The sequence below is a fragment of the Actinoplanes rectilineatus genome (assembly GCF_000962825.1).
Classification (GTDB): domain Bacteria; phylum Actinomycetota; class Actinomycetes; order Mycobacteriales; family Micromonosporaceae; genus Actinoplanes; species Actinoplanes rectilineatus.
The window spans coordinates 1-12,217 of record NZ_JZKF01000142.1 but is presented as its reverse complement, the minus strand read 5'-3'; the positions used below and the strand labels follow the sequence as shown (position 1 = coordinate 12,217).

Genomic DNA, 12,217 nt, shown 5'->3' with positions numbered 1-12,217 from the left:
CCGTTCTTCAGCTTCCTGAGCTTCATGATCGCGGTACCGACCGGCATGAAGTTCTTCGTCTGGATCGGCACCATGTGGCGCGGCCAGATCAGCTTCGAGTCGCCGATGCTCTTCGCGGTCGGCTTCCTGGTGACGTTCCTCTTCGGTGGTCTCTCCGGCGTGCTGCTCGCGGCCCCGCCGATCGACTTCCACGTCTCCGACTCGTACTTCGTGATCGCGCACTTCCACTACGTGCTCTTCGGCACGATCGTGTTCGCGGTGTTCGCCGGGATCTACTTCTGGTTCCCGAAGATGTACGGCCGGATGCTCGACGAGCGTCTTGCGAAGATCCACTTCTGGCTGACCTTCCTCGGCTTCCACGGCACCTTCCTGGTGCAGCACTGGCTCGGCACCAAGGGCATGCCCCGGCGGTACGTCGACTACCTGCCCGCGGACGGCTTCACCTTCCTGAACACGTTCTCGACGATCGGCTCGTTCGTCCTCGGACTCTCGACGCTGCCGTTCATCTACAACGTGTGGAAGTCGTACAAGGTCGGCAAGGTGACCACCGCCGACGACCCGTGGGGCCACGGCAACTCGCTCGAGTGGGCGACCACCACGCCGCCGCCGCTGCGCAACTTCGACCACATGCCGCGGATCCGGTCCGAGCGTCCCGCGTTCGACCTGAAGTTCCCGGAGCTGGCCGCCGGCCACTCGCTCGCCGGCCCGCCGGAAGGCGGCGCCCGGCCGCTGACCAGCGAGTCCGACGGTGGAGCGACCTACACCGAAGACGTCGACAGCAACCGCTGACGCTCGTCACCGACTGACCGGACCGGCCCGCGACCCCCTCACCGGGGATCGCGGGCCGGTCTGTTTCTGTTCACCCACGTACTCCTCTCCTGTTCCTTCTCGCCCGGCTCACCAGGGCCGTTTTCGGCGCGGCACGTGAGCTGTGTCAAACCCGGTGGTTTCTGTCTCACCCTTCCGGCAGGATCGGCGGGGAGGTCAGGATCGTCATGTTGCTCACGCCTTACCGGGAAACACTCTCGCTGCCCAAGATCCGCTCGTTGCTGGTGGTCGCCACCCTCGCCCGGGTGCCGATCGCGGCCGCCGCGGTGGTGCTCACCCTGCACGTCGTCACTGACCTCCTGCCGAACAACTACGCCGCGGCCGGCCTGGTCGGCGCGTCGGCCACCCTCGGCGGCTCGTTCGGCGCCCCGGTGATGGGCCGGCTGATCGACCGGATCGGCCTGCGCCCGGTCCTCGTCCTCACCACCGTCGCCGAGGTCGCCTACTGGCTGGTCGCCCAGGCGCTGCCCTACTGGGCTCTGCTGCCGGTGGCGGCGATCGGCGGTTTCCTGGCGCTGCCCGCGTTCTCGGTGGCCCGGCAGTCGATCGCGGCCCTCACGCCCGAGTCGCACCGGCTGCCCGCGTTCGCCCTCGACTCGATGACCACCGAGCTGTCCTTCATGGCCGGTCCGGCCCTCGGCGTGCTGATCGCCACCACCGCCGGTTCCCGCGTCGCGATGCTCTGCCTGGCCGCCGGCATCCTGCTCTCCGGCATCGGCCTGTGGCTGCTCAACCCGCCGATCCGGGGCGCCCACGAGGAGACGGTCGACGCCGGTGGCCGGGTGCCACGCAGCAGTTGGCTCAAGCCCCGGTTCGTCGCCGTCCTGGCGGTCACCATGGCCGCCACGCTGGTCCTCTCCGGCACCGACGTGGCCGTGGTGGCGGTGCTGCGCGACTCCGGTCAGGTCGAGTGGACCGGTCTGGTGCTGTCGCTGTGGGCGTTCTTCTCCCTGCTGGGCGGTTTCGCGTACGGGACGGTGAAGCGCGGCCTGCCCGCCCTGGCCCTGTTCGTCCCGATGGCGGTGCTGACCATCCCGATCGGCCTCGGCGGGGACCACTGGTGGTTGCTCGCCCTGCTGATCGCCCCGGCGGGTGCCCTGTGCGCGCCGACCATCACGGCCAGTTCCGACGCGATCAGCCGGATGATCCCGGCTTCGGCCCGCGGCGAGGCGATGGGCCTGCACAACTCGGCCCTGACCGTCGGCGTGGCGATGGGCGGCCCGCTGGCCGGCGTGGCCATCGACCGGATCGGCCCGGAGTGGGGTTTCGTGGCCGTCGGCGCGGTCGGTGTGCTGGTCGCCCTGGTGGTCCTCCCCACCGAACTGCGCCGTCGCAGCGCGGACCGGTCCGAGGCACTGCTCGCGGAGCCGCTCCCCGGCGAGCCCGCGGTGGCGGTCCTGCCCACCCCGCAGTCCCCGGCAGTCAGCAAGACCGACTGACGCCGCGGTCCGGCCGGCATCAGGTCGGCTGGGTCCGGCCCGCTCAGCCGGTCTCTGACGTCGCCGAGGCCGGCTGACCCGGCGAGCACCCTCCCTGCCGTCGTCCGGGGCTGTCACAGCCCGCTCGGACAGTCCGGAGCGGCCGTCACCTGCCGTGACCCGACCAGCCGTCGCTCAGGGTTGCCTCCCGGCCTGCGCAGCAGCCCTGAGCAACGGCCTGCGGCGTCAGACGCCCAGGACGGGAGCCCCGGTGGTGGCGATCGCGGCGGCCTTGAACTGCTCCAGGGCGGCCTCGGTCGTCGTGTGCGCCACCCCTGCGGTCAGTTCCAGCACCACGGTGGTCGCGAATCCGGCCGTCGACGCGTCGAGTGCGGTAGCGCGTACACAATGATCGGTGGCGATGCCCACGACCTCGACGTCGGTGACTCCCCTGGCCTGCAACCAGGCGGCGAGGGTTTCGCCGGACTCGCTCCGGCCCTCGAAACCCGAGTACGCCGCCGCGTATTCGCCCTTGTGGAATACCTCTTCGATCCGGTCGGTCACCAGTTCGGGGTGGAAGTCGGCGCCGCTGGAACCGACCACGCAGTGCACCGGCCAGGTGTCCACGAAGTCGGGGTGGTCGCTGAAGTGGGTGCCCGGGTCGATGTGCCAGTCCTTGGTGGCCACCACGTGGTCCCAGCGGTCGCCGGCCTTGGCCAGGACCAGGGAGATGCCCTTGGCGACGGCGGCGCCCCCGGCGACGGGCAGGGAACCGCCCTCGCAGAAGTCGTTCTGGACGTCGACGATGATCAGCGCGCGTGGCACGGGAACCCCCTAGGCGGTGGGAACGATGACGACCGGGATGGCGGGATCGCCCGCGGAGAGTTTCAGGCCCTCCCACGGGATGGAGATCAGGCACTGGCGCAGGTGTTCGCGGGATTCGGCCAGGCGGGGGATGTCGACGACCTCGCCGGCGGCGATGTACGTGCGCTGCAGCAGCCGGTCGTTGGCCTGGTGGTCGGGGACGCCCTGGGAGAAGACGATCTCCTCGATCGCGGTGCCGGTGGGCTTGTGCCGCCGGACCGCGGTCTTGCGCCCGCCGACGGTCGCCTTGTTCTCCGAGCGTTTGACGACCGGTCGGCCCTCGACCTCGACGAGCTTGTAGACCAGCCCGGCGGTGGGCGCCCCGGAGCCGGTGACCACGGCGGTGCCGGCGCCGTACATGTCGACCGGTTCGGCGGCGAGGGTGGCGATCGAGTACTCGTCCATGTCACCGGAGACGATGATCTTTGTCTCGGTGGCGCCGAGGGAGTCGAGGAGTTCCCGGGACTGCTGGGCGAGAACGGACAGGTCGCCGGAGTCGATGCGGACCGCCCGCAGGTCCGGCCCGGCCACCGCGATGGCGTTGCGGATGCCCTGGCTGATGTCGTACGTGTCGACCAGCAGCGTGGTGTTCTTGCCCAGCGCCGCGACCTGCGATCCGAACGCGGTCGGCTCGTCGTCGTGCAGCAGGGTGAACGCGTGTGCCGAGGTGCCCGTGGTCGGGATGCCGTAGGCCCGGCCGGCCGCGAGGTTCGACGTCGAGGCGAATCCGGCCAGGTAGGAGGCCCGGGCCGCGGCGACCGCGGCGTGCTCGTGGGTGCGCCGGGAGCCCATCTCGATGATCGGCCGGCCGCGGGCGGCGGTGACCATGCGGGCCGCGGCGGCCGCGATGGCGCTGTCGTGGTTGAGCACCGACAGGATCAGCGTCTCCAGCACGACGCACTCGGCGAAGGTGCCGGAAACGGTCAGGATCGGTGATCCGGGGAAGAACAGCTCGCCCTCGGCGTAGCCCTCGACCTCACCGGTGAACCGGTAGCCGGCGAGCCACGTGGCGGTGGTCTCGTCGACCACGCCGGCGGACCGCAGGTAGTCGATCTCGTCCGGGCCGAAGCGGAACGCGGCGATCTCCTCGATCAGGCGACCGATGCCGGCCACCACGCCGTAGCGTCGCCCGGTGGGCAGCCGCCGGGTGAAAACCTCGAAGACGCACCGCCGATCCGCGGTGCCGTCCTTCAGGGCGGCGCTGATCATCGTCAGCTCGTAATGGTCCGTCATCAGGGCCGGCGTGCTCTCCACGGCACCTACCCTATTGCGCCCGGAACCACGGGTGAACGGTGGTTCGGTGCTCCGGTTCACCGGTTCCGCGGATCCGGTGGCACCATGGGGGGCATGGCGTTGCCTCAGGTTGCTCCCGTCGAGACGCCGGAGATCCAGGAAGAACCGGAAGCGGACCGTCCGTGGGTGACCATCGTCTGGGACGATCCGGTCAACCTGATGTCGTATGTGACCTGGGTTTTCCAGAAACTCTTCGGCTACAGCAAGGACAAGGCCGAGAGGCTGATGATGGACGTGCACACGAAGGGCAAGGCGGTGGTCTCCATCGGCGCCCGGGAGCGGATGGAAATGGACGCCAACCGACTGCACGGATACGGTCTCTGGGCGACGGTGGACCGGTCCTGACGAGGCGGGTGGGGAGAACATGTTCCGACGCAGCGGTGGCCACTGTGTCGCCACATTCGCGTATGACGAGGTCCGGGTCCTGAAGAAGGTCGCCGGCGAGGTGGTCGGTCTGTTGACCGACGGGATGGACCACACCGATCCGGTGGTCTCCCGGCTTTTCCCGGACATCTATCCGGACAGCCCGGAGGATTCGCAGGAGTTCCGGCTCTACACCGAGAGTGATCTCAAGACCGCCAAGATCGATCAGGCGGGCGCGATCCTCGCGGCGTTGCCGGACGAGGGCGAGGGCGAGGTCCGGCTGGACGGTGAGGCTGCCGAGGCGTGGCTGATGGCGATCAACGACGCCCGGCTGGCGATGGGCACCCGTCTCGACATCGGCGCCGAGACCGACCTCAGCGACGAACTGGACCAGGCGGTCCTGGAGGACCCGGGTTCCAGCCGGGTGTTCCAGCTGTCGGTCTACGCCTATCTCGGCTATCTCCAGGAGTCGCTGCTCAACGCGCTCCCAGAGATCAAGTAGCACTCCCGGTGTGTGCACCGCCACGCATCCCGCGACCGACTGTCACGGTAATGTGAACGCCGTGCTGACCATCGACCGTACGATCGTGGACGCGATCGTCGCCCACGCCCGCCGGGATCACCCCGACGAGGCGTGTGGTGTCGTCGCCGGCGCGATCGGCAGTGACGTGCCGTCGCGGCACCTCCCGATGGACAACGCCGCCCGGTCGATGACGTTCTACGAGTTCGACTCGATGGAGCAGCTGCGGGTCTGGCGCGAGATGGACGACCTCGACGAGGAGCCGGTGGTGATCTACCACTCGCACACCGCGACCGAGGCGTTCCCGTCCCGGACGGACATCTCGTTCGCCGGTGAGCCGAACGCGCACTACCTGCTCGTCTCGACCCGCGAGCCGGACTCCGAGGAGATCCGCTCGTTCCGTATCGTGGACGGTGTGGTGGCCGAGGAAGAGGTCAACATCGTGGATGCGACGGTGAAGGCGTGATTTCCATCGCCGTGCAGTCGTACATGTTCGGGCAGAGCCCGGCGTCGGTCTTCTACGAGTGTCGCTGTCGCTGACACCGGATCCGGCCCTGCCTTTTCACGTTCGACTTCTGCGAGGAGTTTTCCCACCATGGCCATCGAAGTTCGCATCCCCACCATCCTGCGCAACTACACCGGCGGCGCGAAGGTCGTCGAGGGCGCCGGCGACACGCTGACCGCGCTGATCGACGACCTGGACGGCAAGCACAGCGGCCTCAAGGGCCGGCTGATCACCGCCGAGGGTGGCCTGCACCGCTTCGTGAACATCTACGTCAACGACGAGGACGTCCGCTTCCTGGGCGCGCTCGACGCGAAGCTCAAGGACGGCGACTCGATCACCATCCTGCCGGCCGTCGCCGGTGGCGCTCTCGGCTTCGCGGCAGCCGCCGCGTTCCTGGGCCGCTAACCCCGATGGCTCGTTTCGAGAGCCTGCTCGACGCGTGCGGGGGCACGCCGCTCGTCGGCCTGCCCCGCCTGTCGCCGACGGTGCCCGAGGGGGCACCGCCGGTTCGGCTGTGGGCCAAGCTCGAGGACCGCAATCCGACCGGCAGCATCAAGGACCGCGCCGCACTGTTCATGGTGCGCGAGGCCGAGGAGTCCGGTCACCTGCGTCCCGGTGACACCATCCTCGAGCCGACCAGTGGCAACACCGGCATCGCCCTGGCCATGGTCGCCAAGCTGCGCGGCTACCGCCTGGTCTGCGTGATGCCGGAGAACGTGTCGGCCGAGCGCGTGCAGATCCTCCGGATGTACGGCGCGGAGATCATCTTCTCGCCGGCCGCCGGCGGTTCGAACCAGGCGGTGGCGACCGCCAAGCAGATCGCCGTCGAACACCCCGACTGGAAGATGCTGTTCCAGTACGGCAATCAGGCCAACGCCCGCGCGCACTTCGAGACCACCGGCCCCGAACTGCTGCACGACCTGCCCACGATCACGCACTTCGTGGCGGGCCTGGGCACCACCGGCACCCTGATGGGCACCGGCCGGTTCCTCAAGGAGAAGGTCGACGGCATCCAGATCGTCGCCGCCGAGCCGCGGTACGGCGAAGTGGTCTACGGCCTGCGCAACATCGACGAGGGCTACGTCCCCGAGCTGTACGACGCGACCGTGCTGGACCGCCGGTTCTCGGTCGGCACCCGGGACGCCGTGTTGCGGACCCGGCAGCTGGTCGAGGTGGAGGGCCTGTTCGCCGGTTTCTCCAGTGGCGCGATCCTGCACGCCGCGCTCGCCGTCGCGCACGAGGCGGTCCGCAACGGCAAACGGGCCGACGTCGCGTTCGTGATCGCCGACGGTGGCTGGAAATACCTCTCCACCGGGGCGTACGGAGGCACGCTCAACGACGCGGAAGAGGCTCTCGAAGGCCAACTGTGGGCCTAGAGCAGCAGTAACGCACCGATCAGAGGCGGGGCTGCCGCGGCCATCAGGAGCCACGGCAGCCACCGCCGGTGCAGCGCCAGGAACGCGGCGGCCAGCGGCGCCGTGCCGGCGAGGACGAGCATCGGCGGCCCGCCGCGCGCGACCACCACGATGCCGGCGACTCCCAGCACCGCGCCGTAGAGCGCCATGGCGAGAATCCGGCCCGTGCCGGGCGGCGGGTCGTCCGGGGTGGGGAAGCGGAAGACCGGTTTCACGTTTTCCGGAGCGTCGGTCCGGGTAGTGCGGGCGTGTTCGGCCGCCGTCACGTAGCCTCCTCCGATGACCATCGAAGTCCTCACCCTGAGCAACGCGGATGCAATACCTGCCGTGACGGTGCAAAGGTGATGACCGAGGTCACGGCGTCTGTGATGTGCGTTGTCGATTTAGCGACAAATCGATCAGTTGTTAACGCGAGACACTGGCCGCGGCGTACGCTTCGCTCCGTGACTGACTGGTCTGACAGTCCCGGCACGGACCGGTCGGCGGGGCCGTGGACAAACCAGTGGACGACCCAGTGTGAGCCAGAGGGACCCGCATGCGACTAACCGTTCTCGGTTGTGCCGGCAGTTTCCCCGGCCCCGAGTCGGCGTGTTCGGCCTACCTCGTGGAAGCGGAGGGTTTCCGGCTCCTGATCGACTTCGGCTCCGGATCGTTGTCCGCGCTGCAACGCTACTCGGACATGCGGGGCATCGACGCCATCCTTCTCACTCACCTGCACTGCGACCACATGCTGGACGCGTGCACCTACGTCGTGGTCCGGCGCTACGACCCGGCCGGCCCGCTGCCCGCCCTGCCGGTCTACGCACCCCTGGGCGCGGCCGAGCGGATCGCCGCGGCCTACAGCACCGAGGCCGAACCGGTCGACGACGTCTACACCTTCTACGGTCTGCAGCCCGGCACGTTCCCGATCGGGCCGTTGACGGTCACCGTCGACCGGGTCAACCATCCGGTCGAGACGTACGGCGTCCGGATCGAGCACGACGGCCGGGTTCTCGCCTACTCCTCGGATACGGCCCCTTGCGAGGCGTTGCTGCGGCTGGCCGCCAGCGCCGACCTGTTCCTCTGTGAGGCAAGTTACCTCGACGGCGTGCAGAACCCCCCGGACCTGCACCTGACCGGCGGCGAGGCGGGCGAGGCGGCCACCAAGGCGGACGTGGGACGGCTGCTGCTGACCCATCTCGTTCCGGCCTGGGCGAGTGAGGCTTCTATTGTGGAGGCAGCCACCGCGGCGTACGCGGGACCGGTCGAAGTCGTCCGGCCGGGGGCCAGATACGATCTCTGAGCCGGTGACGGGGCGAGATCGGCGCTAGCACCGATGCACCACGTGTCGTGATCTTGGAGTTGTCGCATTGCGCATCGTTCGCCTGGCCAACTTCGTCACGGTCCACACCGGTGGCCTGCGTACCGCGCTGCGGCAACTCGGACGCGGCTATCTGCGGGCCGGGCATGAGCCTGTCCTGATCGTTCCCGGCCGTCGGTATTCGGACAAGATGACGAAGCAGGGGCGGGTCATCACCCTGCCCAGCGCGCCGCTGCCCCGCACCGGCGGATACCGCGTGCTGGCCGGCCGGCGTGAGCTGGCGAAGCTGCTGGACAGCCTGGAACCGGACCGGATCGAGGTCTCCGACCGCACCACCCTGCGCTGGACCGGCAACTGGGCCCGGCAGCGCGGCGTGCGTTCGATGATGGTCTCCCACGAGAGCCTGGCCGGCCTGCTCGGCGTCTGGGGCATGCCGAAACGCGACGCGCTCGCCGACCGTTTCAACCGGCGCACCGCCGCGGCGTTCGACACGATCGTCTGCACCACCGCGTTCGCCGCCGAGGAGTTCCGCCGCATCGACGTGCCGAACCTGGTCGAGGTGCCGCTCGGCGTCGACCTCAAACTGTTCCACCCCACCAAGATGGACGCCGCCGTCCGCGCCCGGTACGCCCGCCCCGACGAGCTGCTGATGGTCTACTGCAGCCGGCTGTCCGCGGCGAAACGGCCCGAACTCGCCGTCGACGCGGTCGCCGCCCTGCGCAACGGCAAGGTCCCGGCGGTGCTGGTGATGGCCGGCGACGGGACCCGGCGGACGGCTCTGGCGTACCGTGCGGCCCGCCTGCCGGTGCGTTTCGCCGGGCACATCTCCGACCGCACCACCGTGTCCGCCCTGCTCGCCAGCGCGGACGTGGCGATCGCCCCAGGCCCGGTGGAGACGTTCGGCCTGGCCGCCCTGGAGGCGCTGGCCTGCGGCACCCCGGTCGTCGTCAACGAGCAGAGCGCCCTGCCCGAGGTGGTCGGCGACGCCGGCATCGCGGTGCCCGGCACGGCGGACGCCATCGCCGACGCGGTGAGCCGCCTGATGGAACGCCCCGAGGCGGAACGCCGGGCCGCCGCCCGGGCCCGCGCGGAGAACTTCGGATGGTCCAAGGCCGTCCAGGGATTCCTGGAGGCGCACCAGGCCGTCCCGGACCCGGCGACGGCCCCGGCACAGTCGGCACTGCTGCGCCCAGCGGTGCCGATGATGCGTTCCGCCACGCCGCAGAGTCGCAAGCCCGGGGCGGACGAAGCCGGGGCGGCACGTTACGCATAGGGTTGGGGGTATGGCGCGACCCGACGGCCGAGCGGCCGACCAGCTGCGACCGGTGACCCTGACCCGGCAATGGAGCATCCACCCCGAGGGATCGGTGCTGGTGGAGTTCGGCAACACCCGTGTGCTCTGCACGGCCAGCGTCACCGAGGGGGTGCCCCGCTGGCGCAAGGGGTCCGGCCTCGGCTGGGTCACCGCGGAATACGCGATGCTCCCGCGCGCGACCAACACGCGCGGTGACCGCGAGAGCGTCAAGGGCAAGGTCGGCGGCCGCACCCAGGAGATCTCCCGCCTGATCGGGCGCAGCCTGCGGGCCTGCATCGACCTGAAGGCGCTCGGGGAGAACTCGATCGTGCTCGACTGCGACGTGCTGCAGGCCGACGGTGGCACCCGCACCGCGGCCATCACCGGCGCCTACGTCGCCCTGCACGACGCCGTCACCTGGCTGGCCGACCGCAAGTCGCTCGCCGGCAAGGTCGACAAGGTGCTGCACACCTCGATCCAGGCGATCAGCGTCGGCATCATCGACGGCGAGCCGCGCCTCGACCTCAACTACGTCGAGGACGTCGCCGCCGAGGTCGACATGAACATCGTCTGCACCGGCGAGGGCGACTTCGTCGAGGTGCAGGGCACCGGCGAGAACGGCGTCTTCAAACGCGCCCAGCTCGACGCGATGCTCGACCTGGGCATCCTCGGGTGCGCCGAGCTCGCGGCCGCACAGCAGAAGGCGCTGGCCGCATGAGCGCTCGTCTCCTGCTGGCGACCGGCAACCAGAAGAAGCTGGCCGAGCTGCAGCGGATCCTCGACGCGGCGCTCGGCCTCCAGCAGGTCGAACTGGCCGGCCTGGGCGACTTCCCCGGCTACCCGGACGTCCCCGAGACCGGCCTCACCTTCGGCGAGAACGCGCTGATCAAGGCCCGCGAGGGCGCGAAACGCACCGGCCTGCCCACGGTCGCCGACGACTCCGGCATCGCGGTCAACGCCCTCAACGGCATGCCCGGCGTCTTCAGCGCCCGCTGGTCCGGCGGCCACGGCGACGACAAAGCCAACCTCGACCTGGTCCTGGCACAGATCTCCGACGTCACCGACGAGCAGCGCGGCGGAGCCTTCGTCTGCGCCGCCGCCCTGGTCCTGCCGAACGGCCGCGAACACCTCGTCGAGGGCCGCCAGACCGGCCGCCTGCTGCGCTCCCCGCGCGGCGAGGGCGGCTTCGGCTACGACCCGATCTTCATCGGCGACGGCCAGGACCGCACCAACGCCGAGCTCAGCCCGGCCGAGAAGGACGCGATCAGCCACCGCGGCAAGGCCTTCCGCGAATTGGCCAAGGTCATCGCCAAGGAACTGCCCCGCTGACGTCGGTTGCGGCGGGAGCAGCCGGTCACGCCCCTTTTCTGGTACGCGTAACCGGCCGCTCCCGCCGAACCACACCTCCCGTGGCTGCGAAGCGGCCTCCCTGCGCCGTCCCGCCTGTGCCGCCGCTGCCGGGCTGAGCTGCCCACCTGGCGCCCCACGCGTCCCGACGCCCCACGCGTCCCGACGCCCCACGCGTCCCGCCCTGCAGCCACGCCCCGTCTCCACGCGGTCCCGCAGGTCCCGCATTCGCGTCCGGCCAACAGGTCCCGCTGTTCTTCTTCTGGGGCCCACGCCCGTGTCCACGCCGGCCCCATATGTTGCGTGTCCCAGCCCGGCCCCGCACGTCTCGTGCACCGCCCCGGCCCGACGCCTTGAAACCGCCCGCCGGTAACCAGCCCTGACCGACACCGGTAACCAGCCCTGGTCGACGGCCGAGCCGAGCCAGCCGTCGTCTGTGGTTGATTTCTGGTCGGGTGACAGCCTTGACCGACGGCTGGGTTGGGCCAGCCGTCGTCTGTGGTTGATTTCTGGTCGGGTGACAGCCTTGACCGACGGCTGGGTTGGGCCAGCCGTCGTCTGTGGTTGATTTCTGGCCGGGTGACAGCCTTGACCGACGGCCGGGCCGAGCCAGCCGTCGTCCACGGTTGACTTTCCGTCGGGTGGCAGCCCTGGGCGACGGCTGGCGACCGGGAGCCGTCGCTGACGGCTGGGGAGTTCCGGGCCGTCGTTGGCGGCTGGGTCATGTCTCTGGAACAGCCGTGGTCGGCGGCTCAGGCGGCTCGGCCGTCAACCGTGGTCCGTCCGCGGGCCGGATTTGACCGTGTGCGACGGCTGGGTGCTCCTGAGCCGTTGCTGGTGGCTGACTTTCGTCTTCTGGGCAGCTGTTGGCGACGGCTCGGTCAGTCGGGCCGTCGTTCATGGTCGGTTTGTGGGCTGTGGGCGACCGTGGGTGACGGCTGGGTTGGGTCGAGCCGTCGTTCATGGTCGGTCGGAACGTGTCAAGATTTTTGAGGCGGGTTGATCACGGATTCTTTGAGTGAATCTGCTGGTCAGCCTGGTTCTCTGCGGGCGGGTTGATCCATGCCGCT

General features: G+C 69.7%; 13 protein-coding genes and 1 pseudogene. 11 read left to right on the top strand and 3 right to left on the bottom strand.

Annotated elements, in window-relative coordinates:
- A partial coding sequence (locus tag WH85_RS44545) for a cytochrome c oxidase subunit I (RefSeq protein WP_045748266.1) occupies positions 1-789 on the top strand: 789 nt, incomplete at its 5' end.
- A 182-nt stretch (positions 790-971) separates the two neighbouring features.
- Positions 972-2,267 (top strand): MFS transporter, encoded by a 1,296-nt coding sequence (locus tag WH85_RS44540; protein ID WP_157411607.1) that lies wholly within the window; start codon positions 972-974, stop codon positions 2,265-2,267.
- Positions 2,268-2,492: 225 nt separating this feature from the next.
- On the opposite strand, the gene WH85_RS44535 is transcribed toward WH85_RS44540, so the two are convergent.
- A complete protein-coding gene (locus WH85_RS44535) occupies positions 2,493-3,071 on the bottom strand; it encodes an isochorismatase family protein (protein WP_045748264.1) in 579 nt (192 codons plus the stop codon).
- A gap of 9 nt (positions 3,072-3,080) precedes the next feature.
- Entirely contained in the window at positions 3,081-4,364 is a 1,284-nt protein-coding gene (locus WH85_RS44530; protein WP_169792574.1) for a nicotinate phosphoribosyltransferase, read from the bottom strand.
- Positions 4,365-4,457: 93 nt separating this feature from the next.
- Between WH85_RS44530 and clpS the strand changes: the two genes are divergently transcribed.
- The 5 genes and pseudogenes from clpS (at position 4,458) to WH85_RS44505 (ending at position 7,167) form a co-directional block, all read left to right on the top strand.
- Positions 4,458-4,748, top strand: a complete 291-nt coding sequence (gene clpS, locus WH85_RS44525) for an ATP-dependent Clp protease adapter ClpS (RefSeq protein ID WP_045748263.1) — start codon at positions 4,458-4,460, stop codon at positions 4,746-4,748.
- A gap of 19 nt (positions 4,749-4,767) precedes the next feature.
- The gene (locus WH85_RS44520; protein WP_045748262.1) at positions 4,768-5,268 is read left to right on the top strand and encodes a DUF2017 domain-containing protein; all 501 of its coding nucleotides are present in this window, start codon (positions 4,768-4,770) and stop codon (positions 5,266-5,268) included.
- Between the two features lie 61 nt (positions 5,269-5,329).
- Positions 5,330-5,826: pseudogene (locus WH85_RS44515) on the top strand (M67 family metallopeptidase).
- 55 nt (positions 5,827-5,881) lie between these two features.
- Entirely contained in the window at positions 5,882-6,196 is a 315-nt protein-coding gene (locus WH85_RS44510; RefSeq protein ID WP_045748261.1) for a MoaD/ThiS family protein, read from the top strand.
- A gap of 5 nt (positions 6,197-6,201) precedes the next feature.
- Positions 6,202-7,167, top strand: a complete 966-nt coding sequence (locus WH85_RS44505) for a PLP-dependent cysteine synthase family protein (RefSeq protein ID WP_045748260.1) — start codon at positions 6,202-6,204, stop codon at positions 7,165-7,167.
- On the opposite strand, the gene WH85_RS44500 is transcribed toward WH85_RS44505, so the two are convergent.
- Positions 7,164-7,493: a hypothetical protein gene (locus WH85_RS44500; RefSeq protein ID WP_245674366.1), complete on the bottom strand. Its 330-nt coding sequence runs from the start codon at positions 7,491-7,493 to the stop codon at positions 7,164-7,166. The genes WH85_RS44505 and WH85_RS44500 overlap by 4 nt on opposite strands.
- 248 nt (positions 7,494-7,741) lie before the next feature.
- On the opposite strand from WH85_RS44500, the gene WH85_RS44495 reads away from it, so the two are divergent.
- The 4 genes from WH85_RS44495 (at position 7,742) to rdgB (ending at position 11,129) form a co-directional block, all read left to right on the top strand.
- Entirely contained in the window at positions 7,742-8,488 is a 747-nt protein-coding gene (locus tag WH85_RS44495; RefSeq protein ID WP_045748259.1) for an MBL fold metallo-hydrolase, read from the top strand.
- A gap of 67 nt (positions 8,489-8,555) precedes the next feature.
- Positions 8,556-9,779 carry a glycosyltransferase gene (locus tag WH85_RS44490; protein ID WP_045748258.1) on the top strand — a complete coding sequence of 408 codons (1,224 nt, stop codon included), beginning with the start codon at positions 8,556-8,558 and terminating at the stop codon, positions 9,777-9,779.
- A gap of 10 nt (positions 9,780-9,789) precedes the next feature.
- Positions 9,790-10,518, top strand: a complete 729-nt coding sequence (gene rph, locus WH85_RS44485; protein ID WP_045748257.1) for a ribonuclease PH — start codon at positions 9,790-9,792, stop codon at positions 10,516-10,518.
- A complete protein-coding gene (gene rdgB, locus WH85_RS44480; RefSeq protein WP_045748256.1) occupies positions 10,515-11,129 on the top strand; it encodes an RdgB/HAM1 family non-canonical purine NTP pyrophosphatase in 615 nt (204 codons plus the stop codon). The genes rph and rdgB overlap by 4 nt, the downstream gene beginning before the upstream one ends.
- Positions 11,130-12,217 lie beyond the last annotated feature (1,088 nt).

What these genes read in the sequence shown, in the direction of transcription:
- WH85_RS44505 (WP_045748260.1), top strand. Translation starts at nt 6,202, where the DNA reads ATGGCTCGTTTCGAGAGCCTGCTCGACGCGTGCGGGGGCACGCCGCTC.
- WH85_RS44500 (WP_245674366.1), bottom strand. Translation starts at nt 7,493, where the DNA reads ATGGTCATCGGAGGAGGCTACGTGACGGCGGCCGAACACGCCCGCACT.
- rdgB (WP_045748256.1), top strand. Translation starts at nt 10,515, where the DNA reads ATGAGCGCTCGTCTCCTGCTGGCGACCGGCAACCAGAAGAAGCTGGCC.
- clpS (WP_045748263.1), top strand. Translation starts at nt 4,458, where the DNA reads ATGGCGTTGCCTCAGGTTGCTCCCGTCGAGACGCCGGAGATCCAGGAA.
- rph (WP_045748257.1), top strand. Translation starts at nt 9,790, where the DNA reads ATGGCGCGACCCGACGGCCGAGCGGCCGACCAGCTGCGACCGGTGACC.
- WH85_RS44510 (WP_045748261.1), top strand. Translation starts at nt 5,882, where the DNA reads ATGGCCATCGAAGTTCGCATCCCCACCATCCTGCGCAACTACACCGGC.
- WH85_RS44520 (WP_045748262.1), top strand. Translation starts at nt 4,768, where the DNA reads ATGTTCCGACGCAGCGGTGGCCACTGTGTCGCCACATTCGCGTATGAC.
- WH85_RS44495 (WP_045748259.1), top strand. Translation starts at nt 7,742, where the DNA reads ATGCGACTAACCGTTCTCGGTTGTGCCGGCAGTTTCCCCGGCCCCGAG.